The organism is Defluviimonas sp. D31, assembly GCF_033436765.1.
In the GTDB taxonomy this organism is placed as follows: domain Bacteria; phylum Pseudomonadota; class Alphaproteobacteria; order Rhodobacterales; family Rhodobacteraceae; genus Albidovulum.
In genome coordinates, this window is the sequence record NZ_JAWQFN010000011.1 from 40873 (window position 1) to 59960 (window position 19088).

The 19088-nt window shown below is 69.5% G+C and carries 16 protein-coding genes; 3 read left to right on the forward strand and 13 right to left on the reverse strand.

Features of this window, described 5'->3' with window-relative positions:
- Positions 1-15: 15 nt before the first annotated feature.
- Positions 16-1068 carry an RluA family pseudouridine synthase gene (locus R5H32_RS17290; RefSeq protein WP_318339943.1) on the reverse strand — a complete coding sequence of 351 codons (1053 nt, stop codon included), beginning with the start codon at positions 1066-1068 and terminating at the stop codon, positions 16-18.
- Between R5H32_RS17290 and R5H32_RS17295 the strand changes: the two genes are divergently transcribed.
- Entirely contained in the window at positions 1055-1387 is a 333-nt protein-coding gene (locus tag R5H32_RS17295) for a DUF6476 family protein (protein WP_318339944.1), read from the forward strand. The genes R5H32_RS17290 and R5H32_RS17295 overlap by 14 nt on opposite strands.
- Here R5H32_RS17295 and R5H32_RS17300 read toward each other — a convergent pair.
- The 4 genes from R5H32_RS17300 to R5H32_RS17315 form a co-directional block, all read right to left on the reverse strand.
- Positions 1371-4136 carry a DUF2339 domain-containing protein gene (locus R5H32_RS17300; protein ID WP_318339945.1) on the reverse strand — a complete coding sequence of 922 codons (2766 nt, stop codon included), beginning with the start codon at positions 4134-4136 and terminating at the stop codon, positions 1371-1373. The genes R5H32_RS17295 and R5H32_RS17300 overlap by 17 nt on opposite strands.
- Before the next feature lie 79 nt (positions 4137-4215).
- A complete protein-coding gene (locus R5H32_RS17305) occupies positions 4216-5226 on the reverse strand; it encodes a TIGR01620 family protein (RefSeq protein ID WP_318339946.1) in 1011 nt (336 codons plus the stop codon).
- Positions 5223-5669 carry a GNAT family N-acetyltransferase gene (locus tag R5H32_RS17310; protein ID WP_318339947.1) on the reverse strand — a complete coding sequence of 149 codons (447 nt, stop codon included), beginning with the start codon at positions 5667-5669 and terminating at the stop codon, positions 5223-5225. The genes R5H32_RS17305 and R5H32_RS17310 overlap by 4 nt, the downstream gene beginning before the upstream one ends.
- Positions 5666-7081: a YcjX family protein gene (locus R5H32_RS17315; protein WP_318339948.1), complete on the reverse strand. Its 1416-nt coding sequence runs from the start codon at positions 7079-7081 to the stop codon at positions 5666-5668. Before R5H32_RS17315 ends, R5H32_RS17310 begins: the two co-directional genes overlap by 4 nt.
- A 94-nt stretch (positions 7082-7175) precedes the next feature.
- Between R5H32_RS17315 and truA the strand changes: the two genes are divergently transcribed.
- Positions 7176-7943: a tRNA pseudouridine(38-40) synthase TruA gene (gene truA, locus R5H32_RS17320; protein ID WP_318339949.1), complete on the forward strand. Its 768-nt coding sequence runs from the start codon at positions 7176-7178 to the stop codon at positions 7941-7943.
- A 147-nt stretch (positions 7944-8090) separates the two neighbouring features.
- Positions 8091-8600, forward strand: a complete 510-nt coding sequence (locus tag R5H32_RS17325) for a hypothetical protein (protein ID WP_318339950.1) — start codon at positions 8091-8093, stop codon at positions 8598-8600.
- Positions 8601-9060: 460 nt separating this feature from the next.
- Here the strand turns inward: R5H32_RS17325 and R5H32_RS17330 are convergent, their stop codons facing one another.
- From R5H32_RS17330 to acs, 8 genes are all read right to left on the reverse strand, one after another.
- Entirely contained in the window at positions 9061-11127 is a 2067-nt protein-coding gene (locus R5H32_RS17330; RefSeq protein WP_318339951.1) for an exonuclease domain-containing protein, read from the reverse strand.
- On the reverse strand, positions 11120-11530 hold the full coding sequence (locus R5H32_RS17335; RefSeq protein ID WP_318339952.1) for a response regulator: 411 nt from the start codon (positions 11528-11530) through the stop codon (positions 11120-11122). The genes R5H32_RS17330 and R5H32_RS17335 overlap by 8 nt, the downstream gene beginning before the upstream one ends.
- Complete coding sequence (locus R5H32_RS17340; protein ID WP_318339953.1) at positions 11523-12053, reverse strand: hypothetical protein; 531 nt, start codon at positions 12051-12053, stop codon at positions 11523-11525. Before R5H32_RS17340 ends, R5H32_RS17335 begins: the two co-directional genes overlap by 8 nt.
- Before the next feature lie 10 nt (positions 12054-12063).
- Positions 12064-13890 (reverse strand): DUF294 nucleotidyltransferase-like domain-containing protein, encoded by a 1827-nt coding sequence (locus tag R5H32_RS17345; RefSeq protein WP_318339954.1) that lies wholly within the window; start codon positions 13888-13890, stop codon positions 12064-12066.
- A gap of 63 nt (positions 13891-13953) precedes the next feature.
- The gene (locus R5H32_RS17350) at positions 13954-15675 is read right to left on the reverse strand and encodes a sodium:solute symporter family protein (RefSeq protein ID WP_318339955.1); all 1722 of its coding nucleotides are present in this window, start codon (positions 15673-15675) and stop codon (positions 13954-13956) included.
- A 6-nt stretch (positions 15676-15681) separates the two neighbouring features.
- Complete coding sequence (locus R5H32_RS17355; RefSeq protein WP_318339956.1) at positions 15682-15939, reverse strand: DUF4212 domain-containing protein; 258 nt, start codon at positions 15937-15939, stop codon at positions 15682-15684.
- A gap of 65 nt (positions 15940-16004) precedes the next feature.
- Positions 16005-16685, reverse strand: coding sequence for an adenylate kinase (locus R5H32_RS17360; protein ID WP_318339957.1), 681 nt, complete (start codon positions 16683-16685; stop codon positions 16005-16007).
- Positions 16686-16689: 4 nt separating this feature from the next.
- Positions 16690-18648: an acetate--CoA ligase gene (gene acs, locus R5H32_RS17365; protein ID WP_318339958.1), complete on the reverse strand. Its 1959-nt coding sequence runs from the start codon at positions 18646-18648 to the stop codon at positions 16690-16692.
- Positions 18649-19088: the final 440 nt, after the last annotated feature.

Here is a 19088-nt window from a genome sequence, read left to right on the forward strand (position 1 = left end):
AAATTGTAAAGCATTTTAGTCGGAATTGCGCGAGTTGTCATCGAGAACCGCGATGAGCCCGGCGAAATCCTCCGGCAGCGGGCTTTCGAATTCGAGCCGTTCGCCCGTCACCGGATGGTCGAAGCCGAGCGTCGCGGCATGGAGCGCCTGGCGCGGGAAGGCGATGACGGCTTCCGCCGCCCCCTGCCCGAGCGCCTTTGCCGCCGGCTTGCGTCGGCCGCCATAGGTCTGGTCGCCCACGAGCCCGTGGCCGACATGGGCCATGTGGACGCGAATCTGGTGGGTGCGTCCGGTCTCGAGCCAGCATTCGACGAGCGCCACCGACGGCGGGGTGCCGAAGCGGTCGAGGACGCGCACCCGAGTCACCGCGTGGCGGCCGCCGTGGAACAGCACCGCCTGACGCTGGCGGTCGGTCTTGTGGCGCGCGAGCTGGGTGGTGATCTTGAGGATCCCGCCCGCCTCGAAATTCGTGCCCTTAACGCCGTGGAGGCGCGGGTCGGCGGCATCGGGCACGCCATGCACCAGCGCGAGGTAGCGCCGGGTGACGCTGTGCTTCTCGAACTGCTTCGCGAGCCCGTGATGCGCCCGGTCGGACTTCGCCACCACAAGGAGCCCGGTCGTGTCCTTGTCGATGCGGTGGACGATGCCCGGCCGCCGCTCGCCGCCGATGCCCGAGAGCGTCTCGCCGCAATGATGCAGGAGCGCGTTGACGAGCGTGCCCGCGGGCGAGCCCGGCGCGGGATGGACCACCATGCCGGCGGGCTTGTCGATGACGATGAGGTCGTCATCCTCCCAGATGACATTCAGCGGAATGGCCTCGGGCCGGGTCTCGACCGCCTCGGCGGGGCCGAGCGCGATCTCGAAGACCTCGCCTTCGACGACCTTAGCCTTGGCGTCGGTGACGACTGCGCCGGCGCGCGTCACCGCGCCCTCGGCGAGAAGCTTCGCCAGCCGCGAGCGCGACAGGGCGGCTTCCTCTGGCACATCGCGGGCCAGCGCCTTATCAAGGCGGTCGGGCGGGTTCTCCCCGATCACGACGGTAAGGACAGGGCCGGTGGCATCCGACATCAATCAAGCTCCGAACGACGAGGGCACCGGCACGCCGCCGGAGCTCCGCTTCCTGAAAGTGCTGGTCTCGGTGCTGGCCGGGACCATGATCGTCGGCCTGATAACGATCATCGGGCTGCTTGTCATCCGCTTCCCGAAGGCGCTGGAGCCGCGCCCGGCGCTGCCCGCGGCGATCACCCTGCCCGAGGGCGCGAAGGCCGAGGCGGTGACGATGGGCCGCGGCTGGGTCGCGGTGGTGACCGAGGCGGACGAGATCCTGATCCTCGACGCCGAGACCGGCGAGCTGCGCCAGCGCGTCGCGATCACTCCGGCGGAGTGACGCCGCCCTGCCGGCCGGCCGCCCAGCGGTTGAGCCAGGCAAGCGCCGCGAGCGAGAGGCCGAGGGCGAGAAACGAGGCGACCCGCGTCAGGCCGGTAAGCCCGGAGGCGTCAATCAGGAAGACCTTGGCGATGGTGAGGGCGATCACCGCCATGGCGATGCGCCTCAGGTCCCGCGAGCGCCGTGCGATGGCCTGGTACAGGAGGACCGCGCCCACCAGCATCAGCGCGATGGTGTAGCTGTAAAGTTCGGCTTGCGTAACACCCGGCACCGAGAGGTCGTCGCCGCGCCAGAGCCGGCGGATCTCGAGCCCGGCGTAGAGTGCCGAGTAGGCCACGCCGACCGCCCCGAGGCCGACCCGCAGCCAGCGCTTCAGATGGCCGAGCCGCGCCGCGCCCAGAAGCAGGAGGAGCCCCGGCAGGCCGTAGGCGACGAGGAGCGTGTCAGCGACCGGCGGGCCGTAGACAAGCCATTCCGACGCGTCCGGCCCGCCGATGAACCGGGCAAAAAGCGGGTTCGCCGGCCCGGTCGCGAGCAGGAGCCCGCCGAAGCCGATCAGCGCCGCGACCCCGGCGATGGCCCAGCGCAGCCAGCGCAGCACGCCGCCGAGCTGCAGCCGGTAGAGCTGCACCAGCATCAGCACCAGCCAGGGCATCGCGTTGAGCGCGAGCCCCCAATGCGAGAAGAGCCAGTCGCCGGTCTCGCGCATCGTCAGCCAGCGGGTCAGGAGCACGTTGACGGTGAGCGCCGCATAGCCCGCGAAGGCGCTTTCGAGAAAGACCCGCGCCGCGCGCCGCGCGAGCCCGGCCATGAGCGCGAGCCCCGCCGCCATCGCCGCCGCCGCGCCGCCATAGGAGGCGATGGCCTCCCACAGGGCGGCGCGGTTCACCGCCCAGTCCAGACCGGGGTCGATCACCAGTCGCCACGAGAGCACGATCACCGCGGCCTGGATGAAGAGCCCCATTTCGGGCAGCCGGAACCGCCGGTCGAGCGCGGCGGCGACGACGACGAGCGCCGAGAGCGCCAGCGTCAACGCGCCTTTGGTGGTGATAAGGAACAGCGCGAGCGCGATCAGCGACAGAGCCGAGAGCGTGGCATAGGCCGCGCGGCGGCGGTCCTCGCCATCGGCGCGGGCGAAGCCGAGCGCCAGCGCCACCATGATCGCGGCGAGGCCGATGACATGGAGCGCCCAGGTGTAGGCGCCAAGCACCGCCGAAGGCGCCCAGAAGAGCTCCATCACCAGCGCGGCGAGCGGTGCCATGAGGGCAGCGCCGGCGGCCCAGAAGGGCTTGAGCCGCCCTGCCCCGCTGCTCGCCCAGGCCGCCGCCAACGTCACCGCGAGCGCGAGCGCGAGGAGCAGCGTCGCGGTCATCGGCGGCGCGGTCTCGGGTTCGCGGAGGTGGATGGCGCGGGCGGCGAACTCGCGGGCGAGCGGCCAGCGGTCGAGGCCTTCGAAACCGAGGCGCAACAGGAACCCCGCTGCCGGCAGGAGCGTCAGGTCGGAGAGCGCGGGCGCGCGGCCCGACCATGTGGTGAGCGCGAGCGCAAGTGCGGCGAGGCAGAGGAAGACGAGGAGGCTCTCCGCCCCGGTCTCGGCGGGCAGGAGCGTCAGGATGACCGCCGCCAACGCCACCGCGCCACCGGCGAGCCGGGTGGGGAAGAAGGGCCAGCCGCCCTGCCCCTTGCGCCAGAGCGCCTCGGTGAGCATCGGCCCCTGATGGTCGGGCAGGAGCCCGCGCGCCGGGATCAGGATCGCGAACGCCGCGAGTGCGGCGAGCGTAAGCGCGTACCAGCCGCCACCGCCGGTCCCGGCAAAGGTCAACCAGGCGCCGCCATGCCCGAGGGCCAGCGCCAGGACCGAGACCCATGCCCAGCGCCGGATCGTGTCGATGGCGAACCCTACGCCCGCGATCAGTGAGAAATAGGCATAGAGCCAGTAGGGCGTCTCGCTCTCACCGCCTACCAAGAACGGCGCTGCCGTTGCGCCGAGGAGGCCGACCGCAGCGAGGAATGGCCCATAGAACCAGCCGAGAACGACGGCGAGGACGGCGGTGGCAACAAGCCCGGCAAGGGCAGTCTCCGGCCCGATCAGCCCGTAGAGCTGGCGCGCGGCGAGGACGGCGCCGAAGATCGAGACGAGCCCGGCGCCGGAGAAGGTCGAGGGAAGATAGGCGGTGGCTTGGCGCTCACTGTCGCCCCAGCGTCGGCGCAGCCATTCGCCCGCGCCGATGAGCGCGAAGCCGAGGAGGATCGCAGCGGCGACCCGCATCGGTGGCGGCAGGAGGCCCTGCTCGACCCCGTACTGAACGAGGAAGATCCCGGCGAGCGCCAGCGACAGCGCCGAGACCGCGTAGACCCAGTTCGCGACCAGCCAGTCGCCAAGCGCCGAGCCCCTCTCGGGCCGCGCCACAGCCACCGGCTCGGTGCTCCGCGCGGCGGCGGGGGGCAGGTTCTCCCAGGGGCCGGGCACGACCGGAGGCGCTTCGGCCGCCTCCGGTAACTCGGGCGCCGGAGGTTGCGGCTCCGCGGCCATTTCGGACAGCTCCGGCACGGCCGGCGTTTCGGGCGTTTCGCTACGCGACGCGCGGACCGAGGCGCGCAGTTCCGTCACCTCGTGCTCGATCATGTAGGCGCGCCGTTCCAGCACTGACAGCCGGCGCTTGAGGCCCGAGACCGCGACCATGAGCACGATCACCGCGACCGGGACTGCGAGCGCCACGAGCGCCGCGAATACGAGCAGTGCTTCCATGCCTCACCTCCCCTGCCGCCCCGGATCTGCGTCCGGGCTCATCGCCTCCATTGATACCGAAGGCGGTCCGCGAGGAAAGTCAGGAATTCCCCTTGGCCTCTCCCGCCCCGCCGAAAAGCCCCGCGAGGCCGCGGCTGACGAGGTTCGTGACCTTCGGCTTCGGCAGGGCGGCGAAGGGCAAGGGCCGGCAGACCTCGATCGCGGCGACGCCGACCCGCGCGGTCAGAGCGCCGTTGATCACGCCCTCGCCGAAGCGGCGCGAGAGCTTCGACAGAAGCCCGCCGCCCGCCACCGACTGGATCAGGTCGTCGCCGACCGCGACCGCGCCGGTCGCGACGAGATGGGCGAGGACCGCGCGCAGGAGCCGCCAGCTGCCAATCGTGCCGGCGCGGCCGCCGTAGATCTCGGCGATGCGGCGCACCATGCGCAGATTGGCGATGAGCGCGGCCGCGACATCGGCGAGCGCCAGCGGCACGATCGCGGTCACCGTCGCGACCTGCCGCGACGAGGCCTCGATCTCGGCCCGCGCGGCGCGGTCGAGAGGCGCCATCAGCTCGGCCTCGGCGAGCGTGAGGAGCGCGTCGGCATCGAAGACCTCGCCGCGCCGCTCGGCGAGCCGGGAACGGCCCCAGGCGGTGTCCTCGCGGGCCTCGTAAAGCGCGACGAGCCGGTCGGCGACGCGGTTCGCCTGTTTCAGATCGCCCGAGGCGAGGGCATCGAGCGCGGCGCGGTGCACCCGGTCGAGCCGCGCGAGGCGGCCATAGGCGGCCCATTCCCGGAGGGCAATCAGGACGGCCGCGAGAAGGAAGAGCCCGACCAGCGCCGCCGCGATTCCGCCGAGGAGCGGGTTCTGGGCGAGAAGCGTCTCCACGAAGCGCCAGGCGGAGATCGACAGCACGAAGCCGAAGAGCGCACCGGCCGTGGTCCAGAAGAACCGGCCGAGCGGCGACCGGCGCCGGGCCCCGAGCGCCGCCACCGTCTGCATCGCCCGGCCCTCGGGCTGCAGCTCGGGAACCGGCGGCGCCTCAGCCGGACTCTCCGCGGCGGGCCGCTCCATCTCGATCAGCACCGGACCCTTGGGTTTCGTCATGCCGCACCTCCCGCCTTCCGCACTAGCCGGACATCCGGCAGCCGCTCCGCATTGCCGCTGCCGTCCGTGCGTTCGGATTCCACAAATCCGCGCGCCGCGTAAAACCGCAGCGCCCCGGCATTCGCCTGAAAAGTCCAAAGCGAGAGATCGGGCTCCGCCGCCCCCGCTGCCGCCAGCAGCGCCGATCCGACGCCCCGCCCGCGCGCTGCCCCGGCCACATAGAGCGCGTCGATCTCGACGCCCTGACGGGCGAGAAAGCCCACGACCCCGTTTGCCCGCGCCACCAGGACCTCGTGGCTGGCGAGAAGTCCCGCGACGAAGCCGCGGTCCTCCGTCCGGCTGTGGAGCCGCGGCATCCAGGGGGTCGCGTCGATCCAGTCCGACAGGATCGACGCCATCGCCGGAACGTCCTCCGGCCCCGCGCTCTCGACCACGATCCTCACAGCCGGTCCCCGATCAGGAATTCCGCCGCGCGGTCGAGCCGGATATGCGGCGGTCCCTCGCCCGGCTTCAGCTTCAGCACCGCCGGTGCGAAGGCCATCACCGCGTAATCGGCGTCGAGCCATTGGGTCGCCCCCTCCCGTGCGGGGGCTATGAGGGCCGCGGGATTGTCGGGCAGTTCGCCGGGATAGAACGCCGCCTCGCGCCCGCCGTCGAGGAGGCGGCCCCGCACGCAGTCGAGCACGCGGCCCTCGTGGCGGACGCTTTCTTCGACGGTGGCGCGCAGGGAGGCGATCGCCATCGCAGCGGTCTCGGCCCCGGCGAACTCGGCCCGGTCCTTGGCGTCACGCATCAGCGCCGCCATGATCCGGGTCAGCTTGGCATGTTCGGAATGGTGCAGGTGATCGGCCTTGGTCGCGGCGAAGAGAATGCGTTCCACCCGGCGCAAACCCAGAAGCCCGGTGAGCCAGCCGGTGCGGCCCGGCCGGAACGCCGCGAGGATGCCGGCCATCGCCCGGCGCATATCCTCGACCGCGCGGGGGCCGGCATGGATCGCGCCGAGTGCGTCGACCAGCACGACCTGACGGTCGATCCTGGCGAAATGGTCGCGGAAGAAGGGCTTCACCACCTTGGCCTTGTAGGCCTCGAAGCGCCGCTCCATCTCGCGCCAGAGCGCGCCGCGCGGGATCTCGGCAGGCTTCGGGAGGGGCGCGAAGGTCAGGACCGGCGAACCCGCAAGCTCGCCCGCCAGGAGGAACCGGCCCGGAGTGCAGTCCGAATAGCCCGCCGCCCGCGCGGCGCCGAGATAGGAAGCGAAGCCTTCGGCGAGCGCCTTCGCCCGCATCTCGTCATGCGCCGCCGCGGCGTCGAGCCCGGCGATCTGCGCCAGATACCCCGCCGCCTCGGCGCGGTTCTCGATCCGGGCGAGCACCTCCGCGCTCCAGCCGGCATAGTCCTGCTCCATCAGCGCGAGGTCGAGAAGCCACTCTCCGGGATAGTCGACGATGTCGAGATGGAGCGTGCGCGGGCCCCGCATCCCGCCGAGGAGCCCCGCCTCGGCGAGCCGGAACGACAGCCGCAGCTCGCTCACGGCGCGGGTGCTCTCGGGCCAGCGCGGCGCGGGGCCGGTGAGCTCGTCGAGATGCACCTCGTAGTCGAAGCGCGGCACGGTGTCGTCGGGCTGCGGCTGGAGGAAGGCCGAGAGGATCCGCCCTTCGGCGGCGGCCCTGAGACCGGGCATCCGGCCGCGGTCCATCAGGTTGGCGACGAGCGAGGTGATGAAGACGGTCTTGCCCGCCCGCGAAAGCCCGGTGACGCCGAGCCGGATCACCGGGTCGGAAAAAGCCTCGGTCAGCCCCGAGCCGAGCCCGCCGAGCCCGCGCAGAAGATCGTCCGCGATGTCACCGATACCCAAGACCTGCCCCTCGCCTTTCCGCCCAAGATAGGCGCCCCGGCCGCGCCTGTGTAGGGGCGATTGCCAAGCCGCGCACCGGTCGCTAGGGAAGGCCATGCCCCGCTACGCGCTTCTCATCGACTATCACGGCGGCCCGTTTTCGGGCTGGCAGCGGCAATCCGGCCAGCCCTCGGTGCAGGAGGCGGTGGAAACCGCGCTAAGAAAGCTCGAAGCGGAAGCCCCCGGCATCGCGGCGGCGGGGCGCACCGATGCCGGCGTCCACGCCACGGGACAGGTCGCGCATTGCGACCTTGCGAAGGGCTGGGACCCGTTCCGTCTATCGGAGGCGCTGAACTTCCACCTGAAACCTTCGCCGGTCGCCATCCTCAAGGCCGCGCGCGTCGCCGACGACTTCCACGCCCGCTTCTCGGCCAACGAGCGGCGCTACCTCTTCCGTCTGATCGCGCGCCGCGCGCCGCTCACCCACGACGCGGGGCTGGCGTGGCGGGTGCTGAACCGGCTCGACGTGGAAGCGATGCGCGAAGGTGCCGCCCATCTCGTCGGCCATCACGACTTCACCACCTTCCGCTCGACGCTCTGCCAGTCCAATAGCCCGGTGAAGACGCTCGACGAGATCACGATCACCGAGCACGCGATCCCGCAGGGCACCGAGTACCGCTTCCAGCTCCGCGCGCGGTCGTTCCTGCACAATCAGGTCCGCTCGATCGTCGGCACGCTTGAACGGGTCGGCGCCGGGGCCTGGGCGCCCGGGGCGGTTCGCGAGGCTCTCGAGGCGCGCAGCCGCGCCGCCTGCGGCCCGGTCTCGCCGCCCGACGGGCTCTACCTCACCGGCGTGGGCTACCCGGACAATCCCTTCGGGTGATGCACTCCGCCCGCCGGGGACTTTCCGACGTTCGGTTACCGGATGCTTCGCGACGGCGCGCCCGGCGGTCCGACGACGCGGGCCCTTTACCCTTCGCCCTCTCTCCGCATAGGGTTTCACGACCACGGTCATCCCCGGGCGGAGCGCATGTTTCAGGACGACTTTCCCCTTCTCGGCACGCCGAGCCTCCTCGCGCTGATCCTGCACGGGGCCGAGGCCGGACCGGTGACGCTCGACGACTGCGCGGACCATCTCGACGCGCTCTTCCGCGCGGCCAACGAGAGGCCGGCGCTGCCCTCGGATGCGATCCGCGACCGGCTCGCCCGCCATATCCGCCAGCTCGAGATCGCCCGGCTCGTCGAGCCGGTCGGGGACGGCGCCTACCGGCTCACCGACCGCGGCAGCGAGACGATGCGGCACCGGACCGGCAGGATCGACCTGCCCGACCTCATGTCCTATCCCGAATATGCCGCGCATATCCGTGAGAGCGGCGCCCGGCCGCCGGCGGCGGATGCCCGCGGTGCGAGCTACGACGAAGGCTACGAGGCCCGACGCGCCGGCCGGCGGTTCACCGAGAACCCCTACACGGTCAATTCCGTCGATCATCTCTGCTGGGAGAACGGCTGGATGGAGGCGCTCGACGACGAGCAGCCGTGATGCCGCGCGGCCGACGCCCCTGATTGGCGGGGTCCGGTTTTCCCGACCTGCGGCGCGGCGTCCTCCGTGCTATCCTGTCTGCATTGACGAAAGGCATTTCGAAGGGGCCGACGGGTGGCAGAGGCCGGGGTCCCGACATTCCAAGCGGATCCCGGCCGGCAACACATCATCTCACGTCCCCGCCAGCGGACCGACACATTTCTGGATCCGCGCCGGCCGGCCCCCATGTCCTTCCGTGAACGAAGGAGAGAGCCATGAACCGCCAGGCCCCGCGCCCGCCCGTTCCGAAGCCGCGTCCCGGAGACCGGAAGCCGCGCCCCCCGCGTGTCACCTACCGGTTCACCGACTGGGCCGCGATCTAGCGGAGAGTTCCGAAGGCCGCTGACGCCGGTATGCGGCAAACCGGCCTCGCGCCTGACCCGGCGCCCCGGCCTTGCGCAAAGACCCTTCCGGGCGGAGCTCAGGCGTTCAGATCCTTGAGCAGCCGCCCATGCTTTCTCACCTCGGTCAGGACATCGCCAAAGGTCACGATCCCCATCCCCTTCAGCATCGGCAACAGCTTCAGGAACGCCTCGGCCGTGGCGATCGTGTCGCCGATCGCGGTGTGGCGTGCCTCCTCGGGGATCGTGATGCCGAGCCGCGCGGTCAGCGCGTCGAGCGAATGGCTCTCGGTCTGGCCGTAGACCACCGCCGAGAGAAGCACGGTGTCGAGGATCGGGTGGTCGAAGGCCTGCCCGATCTCCGCCTCGCGGCGCTTGAGAAAGGTCATGTCGAAGGGCGCGTTGTGGGCGATCAGCACCGCGCCCTCGGCAAAACGGTGGAATCGCACGAGCGCCTCGGCGATGCCGGGGGCGCCGGCGACCATCTGGTCCGAGATCCCGTGCACCGCCGTCGCGCCGGGCGGGATCGGGCGGCCGGGATCGACCAGCATGTCGAGAACCTCGCCCTGGACGCGCCGCCCGTTCACAAGCCGGAGCCCGGCGATCTGCACGATCTCGTCGCCCGACTCCGGCAGGAGCCCCGTCGTCTCGGTGTCGAAGACGACGTAGGTGAGATCGCCGAGCGGCGTCGCCGCGAGCTCCGCCGCCGGCGGCTTCAGGAGCAGGTCGAAATCGTAGACCACCTGCCGCGCGATCGGCGCCACGCGGCCCCCCGCCCGGCGCGCCTCGCGGATCGGCAGGAGCACGGAGGCCTCGCCGTCGCCCAGTTCGGGCCAGCATTCGGTGGCATGGGAGGCCAGAACCGCCCGCCCGGTCGCCTCACCCGCCGCCGGGTCGAGCGGTTCGGCGAGCCAGGCCTCGAGCATGCCCACGGTCAGCGCCGGCCCGGTCCAGCCAAGCGCGATCATCGCGCCGGCGCCCTCCTCGGCGAGCCGGAGCGTTACCGCTGCGGCGATCCCTTCCGCCTTCAGCCGCCGCGCGATCCCGGCCAGAAGTGCTACGATCTCGAACCCGTCGCAGCGCAGGATCAGTTCGTCGGCCTCGGCAGTGACCGCGACGCCCGCCGCCTCGGCCCGCGCCCGGAAGCCGTCGACGAGATCGGCCGAGCGCGTCGACGGCAGCGCCGCCCAGCTGCCGCGCGCCGCGTCGTAGCGGGCGGCAAGCTCGTTCACCGAGGTCGCGAGGGTTCCGACCTCCTGAAGCAGCGCCGCGTTCAGCGCCTCGCTGCCCGAGTCCTCGGCGAGGACGCCGATGACGGTCTGCAGATTTGCGGCCGGGCGGCGGATCCGTTCGAAGATCTCCTCCAGAAGCCGGTCGCGGCCGGCATGGGCGGCCAGATCGCCGGTCACGTCGCGCAAGGTAAGCACATAGCCCGGCGCCGCCCCGCCGCCTTCGAGAAGCCGCATCCGCCCCGAGAGCACCCGCGCCCCGTCGCGGGTCGCCACCAGAAGGTCCGACACCGCCTCGGCATCGCCCGCGGCCACCAGCCGATCGTAGGCATGCATCAGGGGCGCCTCACGCAGGTAGTCGAAGACCTTGCGGTCGAGACCGGGCGCCGCGCCGGCGCCGAGGATGTCGGTCGCGGGGCCGTTGTAGAACACGAGCTGATGCGCGCCCGAGCAGAGGAGCACCCCCGCCGGAACGTCCGAGAGCAGTGCTTCAAGCCGGGCCTTCTCCTCCTTGAGGCGGGTCGTCTCGCGCTCCACCGCCGCGGCAAGGGCCGTGCGGGTGTCGGCGAGCGCGCCGGTCAGGGCCGTCGCGGCCGGGCCGAGATCGCCGAGGTAGCGTCCCGGCGCCGCGTCGAAGGCGCCCGCCCCGTCGGCATGGGCCTGCGCCCGCATCCCCGCGGCGAGCCGGTCGAGCGCGCGGCCGACATTCTCGTCGAAGAGCAGCCAGACCCAGGCCGCGATGCCGATGATCCCGAAACTCGCCACCGCGCCCGCCGTGACAAAGGCCGATTGCGTTTCGGGCAGCCCGGAGTGCTGAAATCCGAGCCAGAGCCCACCCACCACCGACGCCACCCCGCCCACGGCGATCGCCGCGAAGAAGAGAAGCAGCCGCTGGCGCAGGCTCAGGCCCTTACCCATCGCCTCCCGCCCCTCCGGCGCCGGCTTCTAGAAGCTTGCGAACTTCGTCGCGCAACTCTTTGAGTTCGAAAGGTTTCGCGATGAATCCGTCAGCGCCGAGCGCGAGCCCCTTGCGGCGTTCCATCGCCGAGCCGCGCGCGGTCATCATCAGGATCTTCACATCCTTGAGCTTCGGATCCATCCGCACGTTCTGGCAGATCTCGTAGCCCGAGACCTCGGGCAGCATCACGTCGAGCAGCACCAGATCCGGCGCGGTGTCGCGGATCTTCGGCAGCGCCTCGGCGCCGTTGGCGATGCGGTCGTGCTCGTAGCCCTCGCGCGTCAGCACATAGTCGAGCGCCAGCGCGATATTGTCCTCGTCCTCGACGATGAGGACCCGGTGGCGTTTCTTAGCCTCAGCCATTGCCTCCTCCCTCGCATGCCGCCCGGAGCGTGGGATCCTCCGGGTCGAGTTCCTGCCAGTCCGCCGCCGCCAGATCGGCAGCCGTCGCCTCGGCCGCGCTGGCATCGACGCGCCGTGCGCCGGCGCAGTCGAAGAGCACCGTGAGCCCGTAGGAGGGCCGCCAGCGCTCCATCAGGTAGAGCTTCGCGTGGCGCATGTCGGGGCCGGGATCGGCGGGCAATCCGGCCTCCGGGCCACGGTCGACCAGAGCCATCCGCGTCGTCACCGGCGCGAGAAAGGTCCAGGGCCGCCAAAAATCGCTGCGCTCGTTCCTGAAGGTGACGACGGCGCTTTCGGGCAGGGTCAGGCGGGTCCGGTCGGCCCAGCTGTACTCGTTCCAGACCATGAACAGGAGCATCGCCAGCCCGGCCCCCGCCGGCATCGTCCATTTCGGCAGACGCCGCCCGGAAAGCCGGTTGAGCCCCATCACGAGGCCCGCCGCGGCGAAGCCGGCGGCGATGGTGGAGACGAAATCGATCAGCATGGACGCTCCTTCAATTCAAGGCTCCCTTGCCGTGGCCGAGCGCCGACTGCATCGTGCGCACCACGACGAAGGCATCGCGCAGGTGGCTGCGCTCGAAATCGGACAGGCTCGACGGCGCGAGGTAGTTGTCGGGCTTCTCGCCCGCCTTGACCCGCGCCGCCTGGTGCTCGAGCCGGGTCTCGGCGATGAGGTCGTAGGCCTCGATCAGGTCGCGCCCGCCGGAGGCCGAGATCACGCCCCCCTCCACCGCCGCGACGAGCCGCGCGCGGGTGTTGACCGGCGCCAGCCGCCCCTGGAGCGCGTAGACCCGCGCAAGGTCGGTGACCGGGACGACGCCGGAATGCTTCATGTCGATCTGGTTGCGGTGCTCGCCCGAGCGAATCGTCGCGAAGCCGCGGATGAGGCCCAAGGGCGGGGTGTGCTTCAGCGAGTTTGAGATCATGTGGGCGACGAAGATTGAGTTCTTCGCGGCCGCCTCCAGCGTCTCCTGCTGGAGGTCGCCGAAGAGATGCGCGGCGCCGCCTATCGGGCGCAGGTCGAACATGACGCTCGCCAGCATCTGCGCCTCTGGGCTCGGGGTCTGGATCCAACCGCGGAAGTAGTCGCGCCAGACCCGGACCGGCTGGCACCAGCGCGGGTTCGTCGCCATCATGTCGCCGGGGCAATAGACATAGCCGCAGGCGTCGAGCCCGTCCGAGACGAATTTCGCCAGCTTTTCGAAGTAGTGCATGTCCGATGCCGTCACGGCGTCGTCGAGCATCAGGCAGTTGTCCTGGTCGGACACGCCGGTCTGCTCCTGGCGGCCCTGACTGCCGCAGGCGAGCCAGAGATAGGGGACCGGCGGCGGCCCGAGTTCCTTCTCGGCGAGAGCCAGAAGGCGGCGCGTCACCGCGTCGGCGATGTCGGTGATGAGCCGTGTCGTCACCTCATGGGCGCTGTGGCCGCCGACGAGCTGGCGCAGGAGGCCCGGAATCCGCGCCGTCGTCTCGGCCATCTCGGAGGCGCTATCGGCCAGCGCGATGTCGCGGATCAGCACGGCCGAACTCACCGCCTGGTGGCGGGTGAGGTCGGTCTGGGTGATCATGCCCCTGAGCCGCCCCGCCTCGGTCACCGGCACATGGCCGACCCGTCGTTCCAGCATCAGGTGGAGGATGTCGGTGCCCAGCGCCTCGGGGGAAAGCGTCGCCGGGTCCGCGGTCATGATCTCGACCACCGGGGTCGCCAGGTCGCGGCCCTCACCGAGCAGCCGGTGTGAGAGGTCACGGGTGGTAACGATGCCGAGAAGCACGCCGTCGGGGTCGGTGACACCAAGACTCGAGACATTCGCCTCGCGCATCATCCGCGCGGCCTCGACGGCTGGGGTGTCGGGCGCGCAGGCGACCGGATCGCGCGCCATGAGATCGCCGACGCGGCGGGTGGCGAGGTCGCTGCCGCGCGGCTCGGCGCCGCGGCCGCGGCTGAAGAATTTGGCGAAGCTCTCGACGCCTGCGACGAGACGACGGAACTCGGCCACCGGCAGCACAAGGAGCGTCGCCGCGCCGGTCGTGCGCGCCGTCGTGGCGGCGCGGCCGTCCCGCATCAGCCCGCGCTCGCCGAAGGAGTTGCGCGGACCAAGGAGCGAGACGAGCGCGCCATTGGCGTCGAGGATCTCGACCCCGCCGGCCTCGATCAGGAAGAGGCCGGGCAGCTTGGCGCCAAACGTGTAGATCTCTGCGCCTGCGGCGAGTTGCCTGCGGCCGAAGGAGCCGGCGACCCGCGCCAGCTCGTCCTGCGGCAGACTGTCATAGGGATGGACCGTTTCGAGGAATGACTGAATGGTCCTTGCGTCGTCGCTCACCTGGTCCTCCGCCTCCGGGGTGGCGCGCCCCCGGGATCGGGGACGCGCCGTGAGTGTTGGAGATCAGTGGCCGGTGGCCGCGCCGGCGCCTTTCGGCACGCGGATCGATTCCACCAGTTCCTGGATCTCTTCCGGGGTCTCTTCGGTCGCGTTCGAGACCACGAAGGCGACGATGAAGTTGATGATCGCACCAACCGCACCGAAGGCTTCCGGCGCGATGCCGAGGATCGGCGTGGTGGCGAAGGCCGTGCCCGGGATGAAGAACCAGCCCTTGTAGGCGAAGATGTAGAGCAAGGTCGAGAGAAGACCCGCAAGCATCCCCGCGATGGCGCCCTGCTTGTTGATCCGCTTGGAGAAGATGCCAAGCAGGATCACCGGGAAGAGCGAAGCCGCCGCGATGCCGAAGGCCAGCGCCACGACCTGGGCCGCGAAGCCCGGCGGGTTGAGGCCGAGCAGCGTCGCGATGACGATCGCCACCAGCATCGAGATCCGCGCCGCCATCAGTTCGCTCTTTTCCGAGATGTTCGGATTGAAGACGCCCTTGATGAGGTCATGGCTGACCGCGGACGAGATCGCCATCAGGAGACCGGCCGCGGTCGAGAGCGCCGCGGCGAGACCGCCGGCGACCACGAGCGCGATGACCCAGCCCGGCAGGCCCGCGATTTCCGGGTTCGCGAGAACCATGATGTCGCGGTCGAGCTTGGTGACTTCGTTGGTGGCCTCGTCGGCCGTGAAGTCGATCTTGCCATCGCCGTTCTTGTCTTCGATCGTCAGGAGACCGGTGGCTTCCCAGTTCTTCATCCAGTTCGGACGCGCTTCCATCTCGAGCGGCTGGGTGATGTCGCCACCCGGATAGACCGTGGTGATGAAGTTCAGCCGCGCCATCGCGCCGACGGCCGGGGCCGTGGTGTAGAGGATCGCGATGAACACCAGCGCCCAGCCCGCCGACCAGCGCGCGTCAGCCACGCGCGGCACGGTGAAGAAACGCACGATGACGTGCGGCAGACCCGCGGTGCCGATCATCAGCGACGCGGTGTAGAGCACCATGTTGAGCGTGCTCGTCGTATGCGCCGTGTACTGAGTGAAGCCGAGCTGGGTCACCACCTCGTCGAGCTTGGCCAGAAGCGGCTGGCCGCTTTCTAGGTGCGTCCCGAAGAGGCCGATCTGCGGCAGGAAGTTGCCGGTGAGCTGCAGCGAGATGAAGATCGCCGGGATCGTGTAGGCGAAGATCAGCACGCAATACTGCGCCACCTGGGTGTAGGTGATGCCCTTCATGCCGCCGAGCACCGCGTAGACCGCGACGATGCCAGCGCCGATCCAGAGGCCGGTCGAGTAGCTGATGTTCAGGAAGCCCGAGAATGCCACGCCGACGCCCTTCATCTGGCCGATGACGTAGGTGATCGAGGCCGCGAGAAGGCAGACCACCGCCACGATGCGCGCCGCTTTCGAGTAGAAGCGGTCACCCACGAATTCCGGCACCGTGTACTTGCCGAACTTGCGCAGGTAGGGCGCGAGCAGGAGCGCCAGGAGCACATAGCCGCCGGTCCAGCCCATCAGGAAGAGCGAGGTCTGGTAGCCACCGAAGGCGAGAAGGCCCGCCATCGAGATGAACGAGGCCGCCGACATCCAGTCGGCCGCCGTGGCCATGCCGTTGACGACCGGGTGAACGCCGCGGCCGGCGGCATAGAACTCGCTCGTGGAGCCCGCACGGGCCCAGATCGCGATGCCGATGTAGAGCGCGAAGCTCAGACCGACGACGATGATGTTAAGGGTATACTGTTCCATTCCGTCTTACTCCTCGACGCCATGTTCGCGGTCGAGCTGGTTCATGCGCCAGGCATAAACGAAGATCAGGACCAGAAAGACGAAGATAGATCCCTGCTGGGCAAACCAGAAGCCGAGATCCGCGCCGCCGACCTTGATGCCCATCAGCATCGGCCGCAGGATGATCCCGAAGCCGAAGGAGACCAGCGCCCAGATCACCAGACATACCTGGATGAGCCGAACGTTGGCCTTCCAATAGGCGTTGGACGAAGATTTGTCCGCCATTTGTGTTACTCCCTTAAGTTCCCTCGTTTCCCGCCGACGCCCCTCGCACGGGACGCCTGCTCCCCTCAGGCCGTCACGCGACGCAGGATTGCGCCGAGCGCAGAGGCGATCCCGGCGATGGAGCCCATCGCGTCGACCGTCTCGAGCACGCCCATCTTGCGATAATGCGCGATCAGCGGTGCCGTCTGGGCGTGATAAGCCTTGAGCCTCTCGCGCACCGTCTCGGCATTGTCGTCGGCCCGGCGCTTGAACTCCGTGCCGCCGCATTTGTCACAAGCGTCCGCCTTCGCGGGACGCTTGTGGGTGTCGTGGTATCCTTCTCCGCAATTGGCGCAGGTGAATCGCCCTGCGACCCGGCCGACCATCGCCTCGTCATCAACTTCGAGGCTGATGGCGGCCGAAACCTTCTGGCCGTTTCGGGCCAGAAGCCCGTCCAGCGCCGCGGCCTGGCCATCGGTGCGCGGGAAGCCGTCGAGGATGACGCCCGCTTTCACGTCCGGCGCGGCCATCCGGTCCTCGAGGATCGCCAGAACGATCTCGTCGGATACGAGCCCGCCCGCCTCCATCACCGTCTTCGCGGCGAGCCCCGACGGGGTGCCGGCCGCGACCGCGGCGCGCAGGAGGTCGCCGGTCGAGAGCTGGATCAGTCCGAACTCTTCCTCCAGCATCCGCGCCTGGGTGCCCTTGCCCGCGCCCGGAGGCCCGAGCAGGATCAGGACGGCGGGGGTGGTGGTGGTATCGTTCATGCGCTCAGCCCCGGTTCATGCGGTTGTCGATGAGGTCGTCCACGACCGACGGATCGGCGAGCGTGGAGGTGTCGCCAAGCGCGCCGTAGTCGTTCTCGGCGATCTTCCTCAGGATCCGGCGCATGATCTTGCCCGAGCGGGTCTTGGGCAGGCCCGGCGCCCACTGGATCAAGTCCGGCGAGGCGATCGGGCCGATCTCGGTCCGGACCCACTTCACCAGTTCCTTGCGCAGGTCGTCCGACGCCTCGACGCCCTTCATCAGCGTCACATAGGCGTAGATGCCCTGGCCCTTGATCTCGTGCGGGTAGCCGACCACGGCGGCCTCGGCCACCTTCTCGTGGGCGACGAGGGCGGATTCGACCTCGGCGGTGCCCATGCGGTGGCCCGAGACGTTGATCACGTCATCGACGCGGCCGGTGATCCAGTAATAGCCGTCCTCGTCCCTCCGGCAGCCGTCGCCGGTGAAGTAGTAGCCCTTGTACTGCTGGAAGTAGGTCTCCTGGAACCGCTGGTGATCGCCCCAGACGGTGCGCATCTGGCCAGGCCAGCTGTCACCGATGCAAAGGACGCCCTCGACGCCGTTGCCCTCCACGACCTTGCCGCTTTCGGCCTCGAGCACCACCGGCTTCACGCCGAAGAACGGCAGCGTCGCCGAGCCCGGTTTGGTCTCGGTGGCGCCCGGCAACGGCGTGATCAGGTGACCGCCCGTCTCGGTCTGCCACCAGGTGTCGACGATCGGGCATTTGCCGCGGCCGACATACTTGTCGTACCAGACCCAAGCCTCGGGGTTGATCGGCTCGCCCACGGTGCCGAGGAGGCGCAGGTCGCTGAGGTCGTGCTTTTCGACCCACTCCGGCCCCTGCCCCATCAGCGCGCGGATCGCGGTCGGCGCGGTGTAGAACTGGTTGACCTTGTGCTTGGCGCAGACCTCCCAGAAGCGGCCCGCGTCCGGATAGGTCGGCACGCCTTCGAACATGAGCGTCGTGGCCCCGTTCGCGAGCGGCCCGTAGATGATGTAGCTGTGGCCGGTGACCCAGCCGACATCGGCGGTGCACCAGAAGATGTCGCCGTCCTTGTAGTCGAACGTGTACTGATGGGTCATCGCCGCATAGACGAGATAACCGCCCGAGGTATGCACCACGCCCTTCGGCTTTCCGGTCGAGCCAGAGGTATAGAGGATGAAGAGCGGGTCTTCGGCCCCCATCGGCCGGGCCGGACAGTCCGGGGCTGCGGTCTGCATCAGCGCCAGCACGTCGACGTCGCGGCCTTCGACCCAGGTCGTCTGGTCGCCGGTATGCTTGACGACGAGGCAGCGCACCCTGTCCGAACAGTGCAGGAGCGCCGCGTCGGTGTTGGACTTCAGCGGCGTGCGGCGGCCGCCGCGCGGCGCCGTGTCGGCGGTGATCACGAGCTTCGCGCCGCAGTCGTTGATCCGGTTGGCGAGCGCGTCCGGCGAGAAGCCGGCGAAGACGATCGAATGGATCGCGCCGATCCGCGCGCAGGCCAGCATCGCATAGGCCGCCTCGGGGATCATCGGCAGGTAGATCACCACGCGGTCGCCGCGCATCACGCCCTGGCTCAGGAACACGTTCGCCATGCGGCAGACGTTTTCGTGCAGTTCGCGGTAGGTTATGTGCCTGGCCGGCGTCGCCGGATCGTCCGGCTCCCAGATGATCGCGACCTGGTCGCCGCGCTTTTCGAGGTGACGGTCGATGCAGTTCGCCGCGACGTTGAGAACGCCGTCCTCGAACCACTTGATCGAGACCGAGCCGAAATCGAAATTGGTGTCCTTCACCTTGGTGTAGGGCTGGATCCAGTCGAGGCGCTTGCCCTCCTCGCCCCAAAAGGATGCGGGGTCCGAGATCGAGGCCTCGTACATCTTGCGGTAGCCGTCCGGCGTGACATGTGCGCTTTCAAACCCCGCCGGAATCGCCCGCCTCGTCGCTGTATCCGTTGCGCCCATCATCGCCTCCTGTGTCGGTTTCCCCCGGGAAGGCCCGCGACCAGCGGCGCAATGCCGCCAAAGGGCCGCGAGGCCCGTTCGCCCGATACTGTAAACCATTGTCCGATTTTTTTGTAACCTATTTTATCTGCTGGATTTTTTTGTGAATTTATTGACAGATAATCGGAAAATTATGTAAAGACTCACTCGCCGCCGCGGCAATTGCCGTGGATTATCAATTTCTTGGCTGTTGACGGCCGCGAGGCGACCCCGTGGAAACCCTGACTCCGGCCTCCGCAACGCCCGGACAAGCGCCCCGGACGGATCGAATCATTCTGCGCGTACGGGGCGGTGTGATTCGCGGACGCGGCGATCCGGACGCGCGAACGCACCGGGCTTGCCGGCCCGGGCGGCGATTGCTACCGCTTGAAGGCGACGGACTATGCCGGCGAGAACCCGCG